Consider the following 19,747-nt stretch of genomic DNA (forward strand, 5'->3'; position numbering starts at 1 on the left):
GCCATCGTCGGCATGCCGACTCAGCCGGTGCGCGCGTCCCAGTCGCGGTACGGATCCCAGCCGGTGCGGCCCTCGTAGCGGGCGCCGTCGACGAGCACCGGGTCGGCGCCCTGCGCGACCACGCGGCCGATACGGCGGAAGCCGGCCGGCGGCGGGCGATCGTGCGGGAACGTCGCCAGCAGCGCGTGGTCCTCGCCCCCGGTCAGCGCAGAATGGGCGTCGCCGCCGAGCGTGGCCGTCTCGAGCGCGATGCTGACGCCGGATGCCGCAGCCATCCGTGACGCGTCCAGCAGCAGTCCGTCCGACACGTCCATCATCGCCGTGGCGCCCGCGTCGGCCGCGATCGGGCCGAGCGCCACCGGCGGCGACGGACGCAGCTGCGCGGCGAGGTCCGCGCGCTCGTCGGGCGACAGCAGGCTCTCGTCGACCGCGACCGGGTCACCGGCAGCATCCGTGAACCTCTCGAACAGGACCCGCAGCCCGCGTGCCGCACGCCCCAACTCGCCGGCGACCGCCACGACGTCGCCGGGACTCGCCCCCGACCGCAGCACCGGCGCGCGTCCGGCCAGCGCGCCCAGAGCCGTGACCGCGACAGTCAGCGTGTCGGACACCGTGAGGTCGCCGCCTTCGACGCGACAGCCCGGTGCGAGCTCCCGGCACGCGGCGCGCAGGCCGTCGGCGATCCCGGTCACGAACGACAGGCGCGTGGCCTCGGGCATCGCCAGAGCGACGAGGAGGGCCGTGGGCGTGGCGCCCATGGCGGCGACGTCCGCCAGGTTCACCGCCGCCGACTTGTAGCCGAGGTCGTAGGCGCCCGACCACGCCAGCCGGAAGTCCGGGCCGTGCACGAGCGTGTCGACCGTCGCGACCACGCGGCCGTCGGCGGCGGCGATCACGGCCGCGTCGTCTCCGGGACCCACGAGAGCGTTCGACCCACCCAGCCGCTCCAGGATGCGCCCGAGGATCGTCCCCTCGCTCAGCGCCCCCACCGTCGGATCCGCGTGCTCGTCGACCATCCGTCCACGCTACCGTCGCGGGTCGGGATGCCGTGACGGATCGGGATGCCGTCACGGATCGGGATGCCGTCACGGATCGGGATGCCGTCACGCCCGCGCCGTCCGGCACCGCGTCGCGGCCGGGTTAGCCTGGAACGGTGCGTCTGATCCCCTCCCTGGCCGCGGCCGGACTCACCGTCGTCGCGACGATCGGTCTCGCCGGCTGCTCGACGACGGTCGACATGGTCCCCGCCGAGGGGGCGAACGACCCGGCGTGCGCCGAGGTGAGCGTGCGGCTGCCGGGCTCCGTCGACGGCCAGTCGCGCATCTGGACCGACGCACAGGCGACGGGCGCGTGGGGCAACGACGGCTCGGCCATCCTGCTGCGCTGCGGGGTCGCCGCCCCCGGCCCCACCGAGGCCAAGTGCATCACGCTCGGCGGCGTCGACTGGGTCGTCGACGAGTCGCAGGCGCCGAAGTACCTCGTCACCACCTACGGACGCGAGCCCGCCGTCGAGGTGTTCATCGACAACGAGACGGTGTCGCCCAACGAGGCCCTCACCCAGCTGGGTGAGCGGGTCGTGCAGAACGCCACGACCAGTGTCTCGGCGTGCACCAACACCGAGACACTGCTGCAGGACGCGACGGCCGACAACGGCTGACGTGCCGTCGCGCGACGTCAGACCGCGACCGCGGCGCGCTCGAGGGCGGTGTCGATCAGCTCGGTGATCAGCTCCGGGTAGGTCATGCCCGACGCGATCCAGCACTTCGGGAACATCGAGATCGGCGTGAATCCGGGCATCGTGTTGAGCTCGTTGACGTACAGGCCGTCCGCGGTGAGGAAGAAGTCCACCCGCGCCAGCCCGCGACCGTCCACTGCGTCGAACGCGCGGATGCCGAGGTCCTGGATCGCCGCGATCTCGGCGTCGGTCAGGTCGGCGGGGCACACCACATCGGCGCCGTCACCGCCGAGGTACTTGCCCTCGAAGTCGTAGAACTCGCGAGTGGTCAGCACGATCTCGCCGGGAAGGGATGCCCGTGCCCCCGCGCCGCCGCGGCCCTCCAGCACCGCGACCTCGACCTCGCGGCCGATTATCGCGGACTCGATGAGCACCTTGTCGTCCTCGGCGAACGCGAGCTCGAGCGCCGCGTCCAGCTCGGAGGCCGCGTGCACCTTCGAGACGCCGACGCTCGACCCCGCGCGAGCGGGCTTCACGAACGACGGCTCACCCAGGGCTGCGGCATCCACCCGCACGCCGTCAGGGTCGCTCTCCCACCGGGCACGCGTGACCGTCACCCACGGCGAGACCGGCACGCCGGCGGCCGCGAGGACGATCTTCATGAAGTGCTTGTCCATGCACAGCGCCGAGTCGAGCACGCCGCCGCCCGCGTACGGGATGCCGAGCGTGTCGAAGAAGCCCTGGACGGTGCCGTCCTCGCCGTGCAGGCCGTGCAGGATCGGCAGCACGACGTCGAGGCGGCCGAGGTCCTCGACAGTGCCGTCGGCGCGGCGCACCCGCAGCGTCCGGTCGGAGCCGCCCTCGGGCCACACCACGCGGGTGCCGTTGTCGGCGACCTCGGGGAGCCGGTCGGCGTCGAGCGCGAACTTGTCGGGGTCGTCGTCCTCCAGGACGAACACGCCGTCGCGTGTGATCCCGATCGGGATCACACGGTAGCGATCACGGTCGATCGCCCGCAGCACCCCGCCCGCCGTTGCGGAACTGATCGAGTGCTCGCTGGATCGACCGCCAAAGAGCACCGCCACCGCCGGCTTGTCCATTCTGCGTCCTCTCCCCCTGGGGGGTGTCGTCGTCTGTCGTCAGGTGGGGCGCGATGTCTCGAGGGTTCATGGTGCCGTCGAGCACCATCTTGACCTGCTCGACGATCGGCATCTGCACGCCGACCTCGCGCGCCAGCTGCAGGATGGGCGCGACCGATGCGAGCCCCTCCGCCGTCTGGTTCATCTGCTTGACCACGTCGTCGAAGCGGTAGCCCTGGCCGAGCAGCCGCCCGGCGGTGTTGTTGCGGCTGAGCGGCGACTGGCACGTCGCGATCAGGTCGCCGAGGCCGGCCAGGCCCTGCAGCGTCTCGGGCTGCGCGCCGAACGCGACCGCGAAGTCCGTCATCTCGACGAGGCCGCGCGTGATGATCGACGCCTTGGTGTTCTCGCCGTAGCCGACGCCGTCGACGATGCCGATCGCCACGGCGATGAGGTTCTTGAGCACGCCGCCGAACTCGGTGCCGATGACATCGGTGTTCACGAACGTGCGGAAGTACTTGTTGCGGGCGCGACGGGCGACGGCCTCCGCCGTCTCTTGACTCGTCGAGGCGATGACCGCGGCGGTGGGCTGCTCGCGCGCGATCTCGAGGGCGAGGTTGGGCCCGGAGGCCACCGCGATGCGCGCGGGGTCGCACCCGAGCTCCTGCTCGATGACCTGGCTCATGCGCAGACCGGTGCGACGCTCGACGCCCTTCATGAGCGACACGATCGGCGCGTCGGTCTTGGTGATCAGCGGGCGCACGGCCTTCAGGTTCTGCCGCACCGCCTGGCTCGGGATCGACAGGTACACCTGCTCGGCGCCGTCGAGAGCCTCGGACAGGTGATGGGTGGCATGCATGTCGCGCGGCAGGTTGATGCCCGGGAGGTACTCGCTGTTGCGCTTGCCCTCCTGGATCTCGCCCGCGAGCTCCGGCCGCCGTGCCCACATCGTGACGTGCGCGCCGCCGTCGGCGAGGATCTTGCCGAACGTCGTGCCCCAGCTGCCGGCGCCGACGACGGCGACCCGCGGCCGCGCGGAATCCTGCCTACGGCTCAAGGCGACCCGTCTCTTTCTGCCCGTGGTCGGCGGGGTTCCACCGCGTGGCGGGGGCGGGCTCGCCGCGCAGCTGCGACAGCAGTCCGGCGATGTCGGCCATCACCACGTCGGTGGCCGCGACCAGCGCGCTCTGCGACGTCTCGGCACCGGCGTGGGCCGAGATGTCGACGGGGTCGCCGACGATCACACGCACGCGCCGGCGGAGCGGCCAGAGCTTGAGCTTGCCGTAGCGGGGCAGCACCTGCTGCGCTCCCCACTGCGCCATCGGGATGATCGGGATGCCGCCGGCGACGGCGAGGCGGACGGCACCGGTCTTGCCGCGCATCGGCCACAGGTCGGGCTCGCGGGTGAGCGATCCCTCGGGGTACACGATGACGCCGCGACCGTGGCGGACCAGCGTCTCGGAGGACTCGAGCGTCGCACGGGCGGCCGCCGCCGACGTCGCCCGGGACACCGGCACCATTCCGGTGTGGCGCAGCACCCAGCCGAGCACGGGAACGCGGAACAGGCTCTCCTTCGCCATGAACCGCGGCGCACGGCCCATCCGCCACACGGCGATGGCCACCACGAGCGGGTCGATCTCGCTCACGTGATTGGGGGCGAGCACGAAGGCGCCCTCTCGCGGCAGCTTCTCGCCGTTCTCGACCTCGATCTTGAACACGAGGCCCATGAGCGGGATCACGATCGCCGCGAGCGGCCAGAACAGGCTCGGGCGCGTCTTCTCGCTCGAGGCGCGCGGTCGGCGGGAGGTCACGGGATCACCCGATGACGTCGAAGTCGGCACCGAGCATCTCGAGCTTGGTGAGGAACTTCTCGTACCCGCGGCGGATGATGCCGATGTTGCGGACGACCGACTCGCCTTCGGCCGTGAGTGCCGCGATGACGTAGCTGAAGCCGCCGCGCAGGTCGGGCACGACCACGTCGGCGCCGTGGAGAGGCGTCGGGCCGGTGATGACGGCAGCCTGCTCCAGGGCACGGCGCGGAACGCGGCGCGCGGGGGCGTCGATGCCGTCGGGGTGCACGACGATGTCGGCGCCCATCAGGTTCAGGGCGTCGGTGAAGCCGAGACGGTTCTCGTACACCGTCTCGTGGACGGTGGACTCGCCCTCGGCCTGCGTGAGAGCGACGATCAGCGGCTGCTGCCAGTCGGTCATGAAGCCGGGGTGCACGTCGGTCTCGACCACGACGGGCTTGAGCACGCCGCCGCGGCGGAACTGGATGCCGTCCTCGCGCACGTCGAACCAGCCGCCGGCCTTGCGGAAGACGTTGAGGAAGGTCAGCATCTCTTGCTGGCGGGCACCGCCGACGAAGATGTCGCCGTCGGTCGCCAGTGCGGCGCACGCCCACGAAGCGGCCTCGTTGCGGTCGAAGATCGCGCGGTGGTCGTACCCCTGCAGCGAGTCGACGCCCTCGATGAAGATGACGCGGTTGGGCTCGTAGGAGATGATCGCGCCCATCTTCTGCAGCACCGCGATCAGGTCCATGATCTCGGGCTCGATGGCGGCGTTGCGCAGCTCGGTGACGCCCTTCGCGCGGACGGCCGTGAGCAGCACCTGCTCCGTCGCACCGACGCTCGGGTACGGCAGCTCGATGTTGGCGCCGTGCAGGCCGTTGGGGGCTGTGATGCGGATGCCCTCGTAGCTCTTGTCGACGACGGCGCCGAACGCGCGCAGCGCGTCCATGTGGAAGTTGATCGGACGGTCGCCGATGCGGCAGCCGCCGAGGTCGGGGATGAGCGCCTCGCCGAGGAGGTGCAGCAGCGGCCCGCAGAACAGGATCGGGATGCGGGAGGCCCCGGCATGCGCGTCGATCTCTTCGAAGTGGGCGGCGACGGCACCGCTGGGGTCGAGGTGGATCGTCCCCTCTTCTTCGCCGTCCCACACGCGGACGCCGTGCACCTCGAGCAGGGAGCGCACGACCTGGACGTCGCTGATGTCGGGCACGTCGCGCAGGACGCTGGTGGTCTCGCCGAGGAGGGCGGCGACCATCGCCTTGGTGACGAGGTTCTTGGCGCCCTTCACCTCGACCCGACCGGTCAGCGGGCGACCGCCGCGGATGGCGAGGACTTCACCGTTCACGTGCTTCTCTCCCGACTTCGCGACCGTCTCTGCGCCCGCGGCGACATTCAGAAGCGACTTCATCCGGTGGACCTCACTGTATTGGTCGGGGGCTGTCGCCCGAGGGTTGCTCGGGGTCTGCCCGACGGCGGCTTGCGGCGGAGCGGGCGCCCGGTTGGGGCGCCCGACCCGGCTCACGGAACAGGAAGCGTCCGCGGCCGCCACGCCTCTCGGCGAGCCTCGAACTGCGCGATCTTGTCTGCCTCGCGCAGCGTGAGCCCGATGTCGTCGAGCCCTTCGAGAAGCCGCCACCTAGTGTAATCATCGATGTCGAAACCGAGCTCCAGCTCGCCGATCCTGGCCGTGCGAGCCTGCAGGTCCACCGTCATCTCGGCACCCGGATCCGCCTCGATCGCCGCCCACGCGGCCTCGAGGTCGGACTCGGAGATCACCCCCGTGACCAGGCCCTGCTTTCCGGCGTTGCCGCGGAAGATGTCGGCGAAGCGGGGGCTCAGGACGACCTTGAACCCGAAGTCGCGCAACGCCCACACGGCGTGTTCGCGGCTGGACCCGGTGCCGAAGTCGGGGCCGGCGACGAGGATGCTCGCTCCCTGATAGGCGGGCTGGTTCAGCACGAACTCGGGGTCCTGCCGCCAGCTGGCGAACAGGGCGTCCTCGAAGCCTGTCTTGGTGACGCGCTTGAGGTAGACGGCGGGGATGATCTGGTCGGTGTCGACGGCCGAGCGCTTCAGCGGGGCCGCGATGCCGGTGTGCGTGGTGAACTTCTCCATGTCAGGCTCCCTGTCCGTCCGCAGCCGATCCGACGAGCTCACCGAGATCGCTCGGGCTCGACAGCGTTCCGCGCACCGCCGTCGCCGCCGCCACGAGCGGCGAGACCAGGTGGGTGCGGCCGCCCTTGCCCTGACGGCCTTCGAAGTTGCGGTTGCTCGTGGAGGCGCAGCGCTCCCCCGGTGCGAGCTGGTCGGGGTTCATGCCCAGGCACATCGAGCAGCCCGCGAAGCGCCACTCCGCACCGAACTCCTCGAAGACCTTGTCGAGGCCCTCGGCCTCGGCCTCCAGCCGCACGCGGGCCGAGCCGGGGACGACCATGACGCGCACGCCCTCGGCCTTCTTGCGGCCCTTGACGACCGAGGCGAACGCCCGCAGGTCCTCGATGCGGCTGTTCGTGCACGAGCCCATGAACACCGCGTCGACCGGGACCTCCTTGAGCGCGGTGCCCGGCCGCAGGTCCATGTACTCCAGCGCGCGCTCGGCGGCGGCGCGCTCGTTGGGGTCGGCGATGTCGGACGGCGTGGGCACGACGCCCGACAGCGACACGCCCTGCCCCGGGTTGGTGCCCCACGTGACGAACGGCTCCAGCTCGTTCGCGTCGAGGAAGACCTCGGCGTCGTACACGGCTCCCTCGTCGCTGGGCAGTGTCCGCCAGTAGGCGACGGCGTCGTCCCAGTCCTGACCCTGCGGCGCATGCGCGCGCCCCTGCACGTAGTCGAAGGTGATCTGGTCGGGAGCGACCATGCCGGCGCGGGCGCCCGCCTCGATCGACATGTTGCAGATCGTCATGCGGCCCTCCATCGAGAGGGACCGGATCGCGCTGCCGCGGAACTCGAGCACGTAGCCCTGTCCGCCGTTGGCACCGATCTTCGCGATGATCGCGAGCACGATGTCCTTCGCGGTGACGCCCGGCTTCAGCTCGCCTTCGACGGTGATGGCCATCGTCTTGAACGGCTTCAGCGGCAGGGTCTGGGTGGCCAGCACGTGCTCGACCTCGCTCGTGCCGATGCCGAACGCCATTGCGCCGAAGGCGCCGTGGGTCGAGGTGTGCGAGTCCCCGCAGACCACCGTGATGCCCGGCATCGTGAGGCCCAGCTGGGGGCCCACGACGTGGACGATGCCCTGCTCCTTGTCGCCCAGCGAGTGCAGTCGCACGCCGAACTCCTCGGCGTTGCGGCGCAGCGTCTCGATCTGCGTGCGGCTGGTCAGGTCGGCGATGGGCTTGTCGATGTCGAGCGTCGGGGTGTTGTGGTCCTCGGTCGCGATCGTGAGGTCGAGCCGCCGCACCGGGCGCCCCTCGGCCCGCAGCCCGTCGAAGGCCTGCGGACTCGTGACCTCGTGCACGAGGTGCAGGTCGATGTAGATGAGGTCGGGCTGGCCGTCCTCGCCGCGGACGACGACGTGGTCGTCCCAGACCTTCTCGGCCAGCGTGCGGGGGCGGTCCGGGATGCCGGATGCGTCGATCGTGCTCATTGCTCTGTCGTTCTCCTCGGATGGGACGGCGCCCGCGACAAACCGGGGCCGTGAGGGGTGGGGGCCCGCGACGAACTCCGCGACGAGGGAGGCCTGGGAACTAGGACTCGTCGCGGCCGCTAAGGAGAAGGCGAGCGATCCGCACGAGCCCAGGTTACCACCGGCACGGGCGGCATCGACTCGTGCGGACCCGCGCTCAGTGCGCTTCGGACTCCGACGACCCGTCGGCGGCGGGTGCGGCATCCAGACCGTTCCACTTGTCGCGAGCCGACGCGATGAGGCTCGCGATCGTCGCCACGACCATCGACACGATGATGACGCCCAGCGACATCCAGGTCGAGATCTCGGGCGCCCATTCGATGGGCTCGCCGCCGTTGATGAAGGGAAGCTCGTTCACGTGCATCGCGTGGAAGACGAGCTTGAGGCCGATGAAGGCGAGGATGAACGCGATGCCGTAGTGCAGGTACCGCAGGCGGTCGAGCAGGTCGCCGAGCAGGAAGTAGAGCTGGCGGAGACCCATCAGGGCGAAGATGTTCGCGGTGAACACGATGAACGGGCTCTGCGTGATGCCGAAGATCGCGGGGATCGAGTCGATCGCGAACAGCAGGTCGGTCACGCCGATCGCGACGAAGACGATGATCATCGGCGTCCACATCTTCTTGCCGGCCACGACCGTGCGGATCTTCGCGCCGTCGTAGGTGTCGCTGATGTCGATGGTGCGGCGGAGCACGCGCACGATGAAGTTCTCGCGCTGCACGTCATCGTCGTGGTCGCCGCCCGGGAAGGCCTGGCGCCACGCGGTCCACACCAGGAACGCGCCGAAGATGTAGAAGATCCAGCTGAACTCCTCGATCACGGCCGCGCCGATCATGATGAAGATGCCGCGGAGCACGAGGGCGATGATGATGCCGACCATCAGGACCTCCTGCTGGTACCGGCGCGGCACCGCGAACTGGGTCATGATCAGCACGAAGACGAACAGGTTGTCGATCGACAGGCTGTACTCGGTGAGCCACCCGGCCACGAACTGCCCGGCGTATTCGCCGCCCGCGAAGATCCACATGAGCCCCGCGAAGATCAGGGCGAGGACGACGTAGAAGACGACCCACAGGGTCGACTCCTTGGCGGACGGGATGTGGGGGCGCTTGAGGATGAGCAGCAGGTCGGCGATGAGGATCAGCGTCAGGATCACCAGGGATCCGACTTCGAACCACAGCGGGAGATCGAGGTCCATTGCGGGCCTTTCGAGAATGCGGAGAGGGGTCGGTCGAATCCGAAAGTCTCTCCCCCGCAGGCCATGTGGCCTGCGTCGCACACCCGGGGTCGCTCTGTCGGGACCCGTGATGACGGATGCGCGGTTCTTGGGATACTCCCTCTCGCTCGCATCAGGATACAGGCTCGGGATGCTTCACCTCGCCGATCCGCGCGGATCCTGTCGAGACGATCGGGCCTGTGCCGACACCTGTTCAGTGAGAGATGATTCGAGGGTTCGGAGGATGCGGATGGCTGAGGACGTATCGCACGACGGCCCGCAGGGCGACGCGGCGCTGGCCGCGCTCGCTGCGGGCGGGAGCGAGCGCGCCTTCCGCAGCATCTACCGCGCCTACGTGCGCCCTGTGTACTGGCTCGCCCACGGGCTGGTCGGCAATCCGGCGGACGCCGAGGAGGTCACGCAGGAGACGTTCCTGGTCGCGTGGCGCAAGCTCGCGGGATTCGAGCTCGCGGGCGACTCGCTCCTGCCGTGGCTGGCGACGATCTGCCGCTTCCAGGCCGCCAACCGCATCCGGCGGATGCGTCGCGACCGCGACCACACAGCGGCACCCGCCGACGAGAGCCTGCCCGACACCGTCGACGTCGAGCAGCAGGTGGTCGACGGCGAGCTGGCCGATGCGATCCTGCGCGAGGTCGCCGGGCTCGGCGAGCTCGACCGCGAGATCTTCCGGCTGTGTGCCACGGAGGGGTATGCCTATCAGGCGGCCGCCGAGCAGCTGGGCGTCGCGCACGGCGTCGTCCGCAATCGTCTCTCCCGCATCCGCACGCGACTGCGGACCGTCGTGAAGGAGAGCACATGAACACGCAGCCACCGGACCCGCAGGGTGCGGCATCCCTCCCCGAATTGAGCCCGCAGCGCATCGACGAGATCGAGGACGCGCTGTTCGCCGACATCGCCCACGAGCGCACGCAGACCGCCGCACGGCGGCGGCGTCACGGCCGATTCTGGATCGCCGGGGGTGCGGCCGCGGCCGTCATCGTCGTCGCCGCCGTCATCGCACCGAGCGTCGGAGCGCTGGTCTCCCCCACGGGCACGTCCGACAGCGCCGCCGTCGCGCCGGCGAACGAGGCCGCCGACGGCGGTGCCGCCGATTCGAGCACGGGCGCGCGGGACGAGGCGGGGCCGCTCGCCGGGGCGGCGGGCAGCGCGAGCGGACTCGCCCCCGGAGCGGACCAGCCGACCGCGGGCCGTGACATCGTGACGACCGCGTCCGCCTCGGTCACGGTGGACGATGTGGATGCCGCGGCCCGCAGCATCGCCGACACCGCCGCCCAGCACGGCGGCTACGTCGAGTCGATGAGCATCGGCAGCGACGGCTCCCCCGTCGATCCGGCGCAGAGCGGCGTCACCGACGGCGTCATCGCGCCGGACGTCATGCCGTATCCCTCGCCGACGGACGGCGGATGGATCACCGTGCGCGTGCCGGCCGACGAGCTCACCGCCGTGGTCGGCACGCTCGACGACCTCGGCACCGTGACGGCCACGAATATCGACCGGCAGGACGTGACATCGCAGACCGTCGACCTGCAGGCCCGCATCGACGCCGCGCAGGCATCGGTGGACCGGCTCACGGCGTTGATGGCGCAGGCGCAGAGCGTCTCGGATCTGATCGCGGCCGAGTCGGCCCTGTCGGAGCGGCAGGCGCTCCTGGAGTCCTACCAGCAGCAGCTCAAGATGATCGATGACCAGGTCGCGATGTCGACCCTGTCGGTCACCCTCACTCCTGAGGCCGCTCCGGTCTCGGCTGACCCTGCTGGATTCGCCGACGGACTCGCGGCCGGCTGGAACGGGCTCGTCGCGACGCTCAACGGGATCGTCGTCGCGCTCGGCTTCCTGATCCCCTGGATCGCCGTGGCGGCCGTCGTGGCCGTCGTCGTCTGGCTCATCGTGCGCGGCGCGCGCCGGCGGCGGCGCACCGCGCGCGCCCGGGAGGACGCGAAGGGCGCGGCATCCGGCGACGACGCGTCATGAGACACGTCGGGTCGCACGGCCCGAACAGCAGAAGAGCCCCGGTCCGCAGTGGACCGGGGCTCTTCGTCGTGGTGACCCCAGCGGGATTCGAACCCGCGTTACCGCCGTGAGAGGGCGGCGTACTAGGCCGCTATACGATGGGGCCGTACAGCGAGCCGGAGCCTGCGCTCCGACGTGTTGCCTGACTGGTGACCCCAGCGGGATTCGAACCCGCGTTACCGCCGTGAGAGGGCGGCGTACTAGGCCGCTATACGATGGGGCCGTTCAGGCAACCGTTCGATTATGCCACGCCGCGCATCGTCGCTCCAAATCGAGGCGGCGGGCGTCATCGGCTTGCCGCGGGTCGCCCGGAGCGATTGACTCGTCAGATGCGAGTCACCAAGTTCGAGCACGCGACGCTCACCCTCACCGACAGCGGCCGGACCATCGTCATCGACCCCGGTTCGTTCACGACTCCCCTGGATCTGGAAGGGGTCGTGGCCGTCGTCGTCACCCACGAGCACGCCGACCACTGGACGCCCGATCACCTCGATCGGATCCTCGAACAGTTCCCCGACACCCCGATCTACGCCCCCGAGGGCGTCGCGAAGGCGGCCGCCGGCTTCGACATCACCGTCGTGCACCCGGGCGACGTCGTCGACATCGCGCCGTTCCGCCTCGAGTTCTTCGGCGGCACGCACGCCCTGATCCACCGGTCGATCCCCGTGGTCGACAACGTCGGCGTGCTCGTCAACGACGAGTTCTATTACCCCGGCGACTCGTACGCCGAGCCGGGACGGCCCGTCAAGCTGCTCGCCGCCCCGGTCGGTGCGCCGTGGCTCAAGATCGGCGAGGCCATGGACTTCGTGCTCGCCGTCAAGCCGCGGCAGGTCTTCGGCACGCACGATCTCACGCTGTCGGTCGCCGGACGCGACATGGGCCGCGGCCGGCTCGGCTGGGCCGCCCAGCAGGACGGCGGAGAGCTCGTGGTGCTCGATCCGGGCGACTCGGTCGACATCTGACCCCACCCGGACGCACGAGACGACGGATGCTGCGGCGGCTTCGACCCGCGGCATCCGTCGTCTCGATCTTCACCCACCCGCGCCGGAGCGGGGGTGAGGGGTCCTACTGTGCGTCGAGATCGGTCTCGAGCAGGGCGACCAGCTCGTCGAGCGCCTGCTCGGCGCCGTCGCCCTCAGCCTTGAGCGTCACGACAGTGCCCTGCGATGCACCCAGTCCCATCAGCGACAGGATGCTGCCCGCGTTGAGATCGGCGCCGCCCTCGACGGCGATCGTGACCGGGACGGACTTGGACTGCACGGCCTGCACGAACAGCTTCGCGGGGCGCGCGTGCAGACCCGAGCTGCTCGCGATGGTGGCCTGACGTTCTGCCATGGTTCTCTCCTGTCTGGCCCGATCCGTCCGTCGGAACGGTGGTGGACGGATCGACGCTTCCGATTCTGTCGGACGAGCGGGTCAGGCCGCCACGGGTACGCCCGATTCGGCCTGCTCGAGTTCCTTGCGTCCGACCCAGCGCTTGAGCGCGATCACCGCGAACGCCGAGACGACGGCGCCGGCCGCGACGGCGATGAGGAACCACCACCACGGGTCGATCGCGAAGAGCACGAAGACGCCACCGTGGGGCGCGAGAGACTGCACGCCGAAAGCCATCGACAACGCACCGGTGACGGCGCCGCCGATCATCGAGGCCGGGATGACGCGCAGCGGGTCGGCTGCGGCGAACGGGATCGCGCCCTCGCTGATGAACGAGGCTCCCAGCAGCCAGGCGGCCTTGCCGTTCTCGCGCTCGACAGGCGGGAACAGGTTGCGCGCGAGCACGGTCGAGGCGAGCGCCATGGCGAGCGGAGGCACCATGCCGGCGGCCATCACCGCGGCCATGATCAGGTACGGCGTGGGGTTGTCGGCCGACCCGGCGCTCAGGCCGGCGACGGCGAACGCATACGCCACCTTGTTGACCGGACCGCCCAGATCGAAGCACATCATGAGGCCGAGGATGACACCCACCAGGATGATCGCGTCGGTCGAGGCCAGTTCGGTCAGCCAGGCATTGAGGCCTTCCATCAGCGACGCGATGGGACGTCCCAGGAAGAGGATCATCAGGCCCGAGGCCACGATCGACGCCAGCAGCGGGATGATCGCGACCGGCATGAGGCCGCGCAGCCAGCGGGGTGCCGGCCACGTGCCGATCCACCACGCGACGACGCCGGCGAGAAGGCCGCCGATGATGCCGCCGATGAACCCGGCGTTCATCAGCACCGCGACGGCACCGGCGACGAATCCGGGGGCGATGCCCGGCCTGTCAGCGATGGCGAAAGCGATGTAGCCGGCCAGTGCCGACACCAGGAAGCCCATCGACGTCGCGCCGATCATGAAGGCGACAGAGCCGAGGTACTGCCCGAGTCCGCCCGCGGGCAGATCCCACAGCGCGTTCTCGACGATGACCTTCGCGGCGTCCTGGTTGACGTCGTACCCGCCGAGGAGGAACCCGAGTGCGATCAGCAGGCCGCCTCCCGCGACGAACGGGATCATGTAGCTCACGCCGGTGAGCAGGATCCGCTGGATGCGGGCACCCCACCCGATGCTCTCGGCCGGGGCCGTCGTCGACGCGGCCGCGTCGCCGCCCACGCGGGCAGCCGACGGGTCGTGCACGGCGGCGACGGCCTCGGAGATCAGCTGCGCCGGCTGCTCTATGCCCCGCTTGACCCCGGAGCGCACGACGGGCTTGCCCGCGAAGCGCTGCGGTTCCCGCACGTCGACGTCGGTGGCGAAGATCACGGCATCGGCGTCATCGATGACGTGACGCGGCAGCGCCTGATAGCCGCTGGAGCCCTGCGGCTCGACGACCAGGTCGACCCCGGCCTTCTTTCCCGCCGCGGTCAGGGCGTCGGCCGCCATGAAGGTGTGGGCGATGCCCGTCGCGCAGGCGGTGACCGCGACGATGCGCGCGGGACGGCCGTCGATGCTCAGGGCGTCGGTAGCAGCTGTCGCAGGAGTGGATGCCGCCGCCGTCGCAGGGGCCGTGGCATCCCCTTCGCCGATCGCGGCGCGCACGATCGCAACCACCTCCTCGTCGGAGGCGGCTGCGCGAAGGCTCGCCGTGAAGTCCTCCTGCATGAGACTGCGGGCGAGCTTGGACAGGACGGCGAGGTGCGCCTCGGCGGCGTCAGCCGGGGCCGCGATCAGGAAGACGAGGTCGGCGTCGCCGTCGGGCGCTCCGAAGTCGACGCCGGGCTTGAGTCGGGCGAAGGCGAGCGACGGGGTCGTGACCGAGGCGCTCTTGGCGTGCGGGATCGCGATGCCGCCAGGAAGGCCGGTCTCGTCCTTCTGCTCGCGGGCCCACGCATCGGCAAAGAGCGCCTCGGCGTCGGCGGCGCGGCCCTGCGCGACGACGCGCTCCGCGAGGGCGCGGATGACGGCGGACTTGTCGGCGCCGAGCGCGGCGTCCAGGCTCACCAGGCCGGGTGTGATCGTGTCGGACACGGTGACCTCCAGTGGTCGGTATCGGGTGGGACTCAGGCGAGGCGCGTGACGGGCACGTCGCCGCGGGGCAGGTCGCCGGGGGCGGGCGCCTGCGTGCCGGGAAGGGATGCCGCCGCCGCCCCGTAGCGGACGGCCAGGCGCAGCCGCTCATCGGGGGTCCCGCCCCCGCTCTCGGCGAGCACGTAGCCCGCGAGCGAGCTGTCGCCCGCGCCGACGGTGCTCACGACGCGGATGGGCGGCGGGACCGCACCCCATGCCCCGTCGGCCTCGATGAGGGCCGCGCCGCGGGCGCCGAGCGTCACGAGCGCCGCCCCGACGCGGTCGGGGACGAGCGCACGGGCGACGTCGAGCACGGTCTTCGCGTCGGCGCCGTCGAGCGACGTGCCGACGAGCTCGCCGAGCTCATCGTCGTTGGGCTTGATGAGGTCGGGATGACCGTGCGCGACGACGGCGGCCAGGGCAGGCCCTGCCGCATCGACCGCGATGCGCGGGGCCTGGGCGCCGTGCACCGCGCGGACGGCGCCGATCACCCGGACGTAGAAGTCGTCGGGAACGCCGGGAGGCAGGGAGCCGGCGAGCACCAGCCAGTCGGCGCCGGCCGAGGCGACGACAGTCGCGTCCACGACGGCGGAGATCTCGTCGGGAGCGAGCCGCGCGCCGGGCAGGTTGAGCTTGGTCGTGATCCCGGCGGGGTCCGTGATCGTGAGGTTCGCGCGCACGTGTCCGGCGACGGGCACGCGGTGGGCATCGAGGCCACTCCCCCGCAGCGCGGTGTCGAACGGGTCGTCCACCGCGAGCGGCAGCACGGCGACGCAGGCCGCGCCGGCCGCGACGACGGCCCGCGCGACGTTGATGCCCTTGCCGCCGGCATCCTCTCTCGCCGACCGGGCGGCCTGCACGTCGCCGACCTGCAACGGCGCGGGAAGCGTCACGGTGCGGTCGAGCGACGGATTGGCGGTGAGCGTCACGATCATGAGAGCCAGACCTCCACATCGGCATCGGAGAGCGCCGCGGCGAGCTCGGCGTCGGGTGCGGCATCCGTCACGAGGACGTCGATCTCGTGCAGCGGCGCGAAGCCCACGAGCAGCTCGGCCCCGAACTTCTCGGCGTCCGCGACCACCACGACCCGGCGGGCGGACTCGACGATCGCGCGTTTGACCGCCGCCTCATCGGGATCCGGGGTGCTGAGACCGAACGCGGCCGACAGGCCGTTGGTGCCGACGAAGGCGACGTCGGGGCGCAGGGCGCCGATGGCGCGCACGGTGTCGGCGCCGACGGCCGCTGCGGTGAGTCCGCGCACGCGGCCGCCGATGAGCGAGAGCGACGCGCCGGGGACGGCGGCGAGCGCGTAGCCGAGGGTGAGCGAATGCGTCACGACCTCGATGCGCTCGGCGCTCAGGCGCGGCGCGAGGGCGGCGGCCACGGCGGCCGTCGTCGTGCCGGCGTCGAGGAAGACGGATCCGCTGAAGTCCGCGCCCAGTGCCTCGAGCGCTCGCGCGCCGATGGCAGCCTTCGCTCCGCCGTGGCGCTCGAGCCGTTCGGCCAGCGACGGCTCGCGGGTGCTGGCCCGCTCCCGGGCGACGGCTCCGCCGTGGACGCGGCGCAGCGCGCCGACCGACTCGAGGTGGTCGAGGTCGCGGCGGATCGTCTCGGTCGTGACGTCGAATCGCTCTGCCAGCTCGACGACGCTGACGCGGCCCTGCTCGGCCAGCAGAAGCTCGATCTGCTCGTGGCGCTCCGTTGCGTACATCTGCATTCCTCCTTGGATTCCCACACGATACAACATGTTCCAACACAAACACAAGCAATCCCAGGCGCCTGCACGGGAGTAGGTTCGAACGATGCCCGACAAGCCCGCCGCCGAGGTCCACATCGACGCCGCCCTCGTTCGACGGCTCGTGACCGAGCAGGCGCCTGCACTCATCGACATCGTCGACGGCCGCCTCGAGAAGGTCTCCGAGGGCTGGGACAGCGAGATCTGGCGGCTCGGCGAGGCCCACGCGGTGCGCCTTCCGCGCCGCGAGCTCGCCGCTCCGCTCGTGGTCAACGAGCAGCGTGTGCTTCCGGCGATCGCGGCGCGGCTCGCCCGGCTCGGCGTCGCGGTGCCTGCGCCGGTGGTGTGCGGCGTGCCGTCGGACGACTATCCGTGGTCCTGGTCCGTCGTGCCGTGGATCGAGGGCGAACGCGGCCTCGATGTTCCGCGCGCCGCGCGCGGAGGCTGGGTCGAGCTGCTCGCCGCATCGCTGATCGCCCTGCATGCCGAGGCGCCGGCGGACTTCCCGGTGAACCCGGTGCGCGGCCGGCCGCTCGCGACGCGCGACGCGGCATTCGAGGAGCGGCTCGGGACCGCGCGTGCGACGGGCGCACTCGACGCGGCGACGGCGGACGCCCTCGGGGAGATCTGGCACGCAGGGCTGGACGCCCCTGATTGGAACCTGCCACCGGTGTGGATCCACGGCGACCTGCATCCCGGCAACCTCTTGTCACGGGATGGCGCGCTCGCCGCCGTCATCGACTTCGGCGACGTCACAGCCGGCGACCCCGCTTACGACCTCGGCGTCGCGTGGCTCGCCTTCGACGCGCCCGCCCGTGCGCGCTTCATCGCCGCGACCGGTGATCGCTACGACGTCGCCACGTGGCGTCGCGCCCACGCGTGGGCCGCCGCCGTCGTGCTCATCCTCCTCGTGCACAGCGACGACAACCCCGACTACCTCGCGCTGGCAACGGATGCCGTCGCGCAGGTGCTCGCCGACGCGCCGGCGTGACGGCATCCACTGCTCCGCTGCCGCGCGGCCGGTACCGGAGCAGGACGATGAAGGCGGGGTGCGCAGACCGCACCCCGCGCTGGCCGGACGGTGGGGGGCGACGCATCGCCGTCCGGGCCCAGCGGGTTCTCGGCCCCTCAGATCCTGACGATCACGTCATCGCCCTCGACCCGGACCGGCACCGGACGCAGACCGATGCGGTGGTCCGCCGGGTGCTTGCCGGTGAGGATGTCGAACTCGAAGCCGTGCCACGGGCACACGATGTTGCGGTCGGTCGGGTGGAACCCGGGACCGCCGCTCTTGAGGCCGTCCTCGCCACGCACCAGCTGAACCGTACGCGGCATGATCTTGCCCTGGCACACCGGCCCGCCCTGATGCGGGCAGACGTTGTACCAGGCACGCACCTCACCCGCGTGGAAGTACACGCCGAGCTCGGTCCCGTCGACATCGACGACGATCCGCTCGCGTGCCTTGAGATCGTCGAGACCGGCGACGACGACGTCACGACGGACGACGGCGGCGCTCACTCCGCTCTCCGGTACCAGATCGCCATGTCGAAGAGGTTGACGTCCGCGGCGTCGAGCAGCGCCGTCACGAGGACGACGGTCTCGGTCGCGTTCAGCGCATCCTCCCTGATCGGCCAGGCGATCTTGCCGACGCGGTCGGTCTTGGCGGAGAAGAGCCTCGCCGCGGCGTAGAGCACGTCGGCGATCTGCTCGTCGGTGACGGCGGCTCCGAGCTCCTGGTCGGCGACGTGGCGAGTGAGCTCGCCGAGGCGGGTGACGACGGTGTCGAGCTCGGCGAGCTCGAGGTCGGCGGCGGTGGTTTCAGCAGTCATGTCAGGAGATCCCCGGTCGTTCCGCGAGCACCTGCTCGGCGGAGGGCTTCTTTCGGTCGGTGGGCAGGTTGAACACACGAGCGGCGTTCAGCCCGAGGATGTTGCGCTTCGCCTGCTCCGAGAGGAACGGCAGACGGGTGATCGTGGACGGGGCGTCCCAGTCCCAATGGGGCCAGTCCGACGAGTAGAGCAGCTGCGTCTCCGCGTTGAAAGACTTCATCGTCGCCTCCAGGAGCTCCATGTTGGTCCGCTCCATGGGCTGCGTGGTGTACCACATCTCCTTCATGTACTCGCTCGGCAGACGCTTCAGCCCCGGCGCCTCACTGGGCCGCATGAGCACTTCGTGGTCGAGCCGCTGCATCAGGAAGGGGATCCAGGCGAGCCCGCTCTCGACCCACACCATCTTGAGCTTGGGGAACCGCTCGGGCATCGCATTGATGATCCAGTTCGTGACGTGGATCTGGTTGTAGTGCGTGAACGACAGCGCATGCATCGACAGGAAACGGTTCAGCTGGGCGAACGAGGGGTCCCCCCAGTGATACCCGGAGTGGAACGCGAGAGGCTTGCCGCTGTCCTCGATCAGCTTGTACAGACGCGTGTACACGTCGGAGTGCACCGGGTTGTTGCGCGTCGAGCAGACGGTGTAGCCGATGATGCCCTCGTCGTCCGCGTACTTCTCCACCAGTTCCTCGCACACCTCGGGCGTGTTGTACGGCAGGTAGAGCATGCCCTTCAGGCGCGGGTTCGGCGGCAGGATGACCTCGGTGAGCCAGCGGTTGAACGCGCGGCCCAGCACGACCTCGACCTCGTCCTGCGGGTGCATGCCGAGCAGCAGCATCGCGCTGGGGAAGACGACCTGGTAGTCCAGGCCCATGGCATCCATGCCGCGGCGGGCGGCGGTGACGAACGGATGCCCCTCCGTGCCCTCGACGGGCTCTTTGCGCCCCTGGTGGCCGATCCTGCCGCCGACGCTCTGGTGAGACATGCCGGGCTGGATGTTCAGCAGCGCGTTGTTGCCGGCGAATCCGGCGTACTGGCTCATGCCGAGGTCGCGCCAGACGTCGTTGTCGATGAGGTCGAGGACCTCGCCCCAGAAATGGTCCTCCGAGACGTGCGCGTCGATGTCGACGATGAAGTAGTCGTCGTAGTCGTCCTTCGCCTGCTTCGTCGCGTGGGCGAGCACGTCGCGGGTGTCGGATCGCCCGCCGATCTCGGCGAGCTCGCGGATGCGCGGCGCGTCTGATCGAGGCGTGGGCAGGTCGTTCATGTTGTCCTCTCGGGTCGGGT

The 19,747-nt window shown here is 70.6% G+C and carries 20 protein-coding genes and 2 tRNA genes; 5 read left to right on the forward strand and 17 right to left on the reverse strand.

The genetic code is table 11. The annotated features are described in order from the left end of the window. Positions 1-20: 20 nt before the first annotated feature. Positions 21-1,016, reverse strand: coding sequence for a thiamine-phosphate kinase (gene thiL / locus ABEA46_RS06670; RefSeq protein WP_345543593.1), 996 nt, complete (start codon positions 1,014-1,016; stop codon positions 21-23). A gap of 137 nt (positions 1,017-1,153) precedes the next feature. Between thiL and ABEA46_RS06675 the strand changes: the two genes are divergently transcribed. Continuing rightward, positions 1,154-1,657 (forward strand): DUF3515 family protein, encoded by a 504-nt coding sequence (locus tag ABEA46_RS06675; protein WP_345543594.1) that lies wholly within the window; start codon positions 1,154-1,156, stop codon positions 1,655-1,657. Between the two features lie 17 nt (positions 1,658-1,674). On the opposite strand, the gene ABEA46_RS06680 is transcribed toward ABEA46_RS06675, so the two are convergent. From ABEA46_RS06680 to ABEA46_RS06710, 7 genes are all read right to left on the reverse strand, one after another. Next, on the reverse strand, positions 1,675-2,775 hold the full coding sequence (locus tag ABEA46_RS06680) for a D-alanine--D-alanine ligase family protein (protein WP_345543595.1): 1,101 nt from the start codon (positions 2,773-2,775) through the stop codon (positions 1,675-1,677). Further along, complete coding sequence (locus tag ABEA46_RS06685) at positions 2,675-3,811, reverse strand: NAD(P)H-dependent glycerol-3-phosphate dehydrogenase (RefSeq protein ID WP_345543596.1); 1,137 nt, start codon at positions 3,809-3,811, stop codon at positions 2,675-2,677. The genes ABEA46_RS06680 and ABEA46_RS06685 overlap by 101 nt, the downstream gene beginning before the upstream one ends. Next, on the reverse strand, positions 3,801-4,565 hold the full coding sequence (locus ABEA46_RS06690; protein WP_345543597.1) for a lysophospholipid acyltransferase family protein: 765 nt from the start codon (positions 4,563-4,565) through the stop codon (positions 3,801-3,803). Before ABEA46_RS06690 ends, ABEA46_RS06685 begins: the two co-directional genes overlap by 11 nt. Before the next feature lie 4 nt (positions 4,566-4,569). Continuing rightward, a complete protein-coding gene (murA, locus tag ABEA46_RS06695) occupies positions 4,570-5,952 on the reverse strand; it encodes a UDP-N-acetylglucosamine 1-carboxyvinyltransferase (protein ID WP_345543598.1) in 1,383 nt (460 codons plus the stop codon). 110 nt (positions 5,953-6,062) lie between these two features. Beyond that, a complete protein-coding gene (leuD, locus tag ABEA46_RS06700) occupies positions 6,063-6,659 on the reverse strand; it encodes a 3-isopropylmalate dehydratase small subunit (protein ID WP_345543599.1) in 597 nt (198 codons plus the stop codon). 1 nt (position 6,660) lies between these two features. After that, entirely contained in the window at positions 6,661-8,133 is a 1,473-nt protein-coding gene (leuC, locus tag ABEA46_RS06705) for a 3-isopropylmalate dehydratase large subunit (RefSeq protein ID WP_345543600.1), read from the reverse strand. A gap of 196 nt (positions 8,134-8,329) precedes the next feature. Beyond that, on the reverse strand, positions 8,330-9,367 hold the full coding sequence (locus ABEA46_RS06710; protein ID WP_345543601.1) for a TerC family protein: 1,038 nt from the start codon (positions 9,365-9,367) through the stop codon (positions 8,330-8,332). A 268-nt stretch (positions 9,368-9,635) separates the two neighbouring features. On the opposite strand from ABEA46_RS06710, the gene ABEA46_RS06715 reads away from it, so the two are divergent. Next, entirely contained in the window at positions 9,636-10,205 is a 570-nt protein-coding gene (locus ABEA46_RS06715) for an RNA polymerase sigma factor (protein ID WP_345543602.1), read from the forward strand. Further along, on the forward strand, positions 10,202-11,377 hold the full coding sequence (locus ABEA46_RS06720; protein ID WP_345543603.1) for a DUF4349 domain-containing protein: 1,176 nt from the start codon (positions 10,202-10,204) through the stop codon (positions 11,375-11,377). Before ABEA46_RS06715 ends, ABEA46_RS06720 begins: the two co-directional genes overlap by 4 nt. Before the next feature lie 69 nt (positions 11,378-11,446). On the opposite strand, the gene ABEA46_RS06725 is transcribed toward ABEA46_RS06720, so the two are convergent. Next, a tRNA-Glu gene (locus ABEA46_RS06725) sits at positions 11,447-11,522 on the reverse strand. A 41-nt stretch (positions 11,523-11,563) separates the two neighbouring features. Then, positions 11,564-11,639, reverse strand: a tRNA-Glu gene (locus tag ABEA46_RS06730). Between the two features lie 106 nt (positions 11,640-11,745). Between ABEA46_RS06730 and ABEA46_RS06735 the strand changes: the two genes are divergently transcribed. After that, complete coding sequence (locus ABEA46_RS06735; RefSeq protein WP_345543604.1) at positions 11,746-12,378, forward strand: MBL fold metallo-hydrolase; 633 nt, start codon at positions 11,746-11,748, stop codon at positions 12,376-12,378. A gap of 103 nt (positions 12,379-12,481) precedes the next feature. On the opposite strand, the gene ABEA46_RS06740 is transcribed toward ABEA46_RS06735, so the two are convergent. The 4 genes from ABEA46_RS06740 to ABEA46_RS06755 all read right to left on the reverse strand — a co-directional run bounded on the left by ABEA46_RS06740 (position 12,482) and on the right by ABEA46_RS06755 (position 16,607). Next, on the reverse strand, positions 12,482-12,751 hold the full coding sequence (locus ABEA46_RS06740) for an HPr family phosphocarrier protein (RefSeq protein ID WP_345543605.1): 270 nt from the start codon (positions 12,749-12,751) through the stop codon (positions 12,482-12,484). A gap of 81 nt (positions 12,752-12,832) precedes the next feature. Further along, complete coding sequence (locus tag ABEA46_RS06745) at positions 12,833-14,857, reverse strand: PTS fructose transporter subunit IIABC (RefSeq protein ID WP_345543606.1); 2,025 nt, start codon at positions 14,855-14,857, stop codon at positions 12,833-12,835. Positions 14,858-14,889: 32 nt separating this feature from the next. Continuing rightward, entirely contained in the window at positions 14,890-15,831 is a 942-nt protein-coding gene (locus ABEA46_RS06750) for a 1-phosphofructokinase (protein ID WP_345543607.1), read from the reverse strand. Then, on the reverse strand, positions 15,828-16,607 hold the full coding sequence (locus ABEA46_RS06755; protein WP_345543608.1) for a DeoR/GlpR family DNA-binding transcription regulator: 780 nt from the start codon (positions 16,605-16,607) through the stop codon (positions 15,828-15,830). Before ABEA46_RS06755 ends, ABEA46_RS06750 begins: the two co-directional genes overlap by 4 nt. A gap of 91 nt (positions 16,608-16,698) precedes the next feature. On the opposite strand from ABEA46_RS06755, the gene ABEA46_RS06760 reads away from it, so the two are divergent. Continuing rightward, the gene (locus ABEA46_RS06760) at positions 16,699-17,622 is read left to right on the forward strand and encodes an aminoglycoside phosphotransferase family protein (RefSeq protein ID WP_345543609.1); all 924 of its coding nucleotides are present in this window, start codon (positions 16,699-16,701) and stop codon (positions 17,620-17,622) included. A gap of 137 nt (positions 17,623-17,759) precedes the next feature. On the opposite strand, the gene ABEA46_RS06765 is transcribed toward ABEA46_RS06760, so the two are convergent. The 3 genes from ABEA46_RS06765 to ABEA46_RS06775 are packed head-to-tail and all read right to left on the reverse strand — an operon-like array spanning position 17,760 to position 19,727. Further along, positions 17,760-18,149: a Rieske (2Fe-2S) protein gene (locus ABEA46_RS06765; RefSeq protein WP_345543610.1), complete on the reverse strand. Its 390-nt coding sequence runs from the start codon at positions 18,147-18,149 to the stop codon at positions 17,760-17,762. After that, positions 18,146-18,460 (reverse strand): hypothetical protein, encoded by a 315-nt coding sequence (locus ABEA46_RS06770; protein ID WP_345543611.1) that lies wholly within the window; start codon positions 18,458-18,460, stop codon positions 18,146-18,148. Before ABEA46_RS06770 ends, ABEA46_RS06765 begins: the two co-directional genes overlap by 4 nt. A 1-nt stretch (position 18,461) precedes the next feature. Then, on the reverse strand, positions 18,462-19,727 hold the full coding sequence (locus ABEA46_RS06775) for an amidohydrolase family protein (RefSeq protein WP_345543612.1): 1,266 nt from the start codon (positions 19,725-19,727) through the stop codon (positions 18,462-18,464). Between the last annotated feature and the right edge of the window lie 20 nt (positions 19,728-19,747).

The sequence above is a fragment of the Microbacterium jejuense genome (assembly GCF_039544225.1).
GTDB lineage: Bacteria > Actinomycetota > Actinomycetes > Actinomycetales > Microbacteriaceae > Microbacterium > Microbacterium jejuense.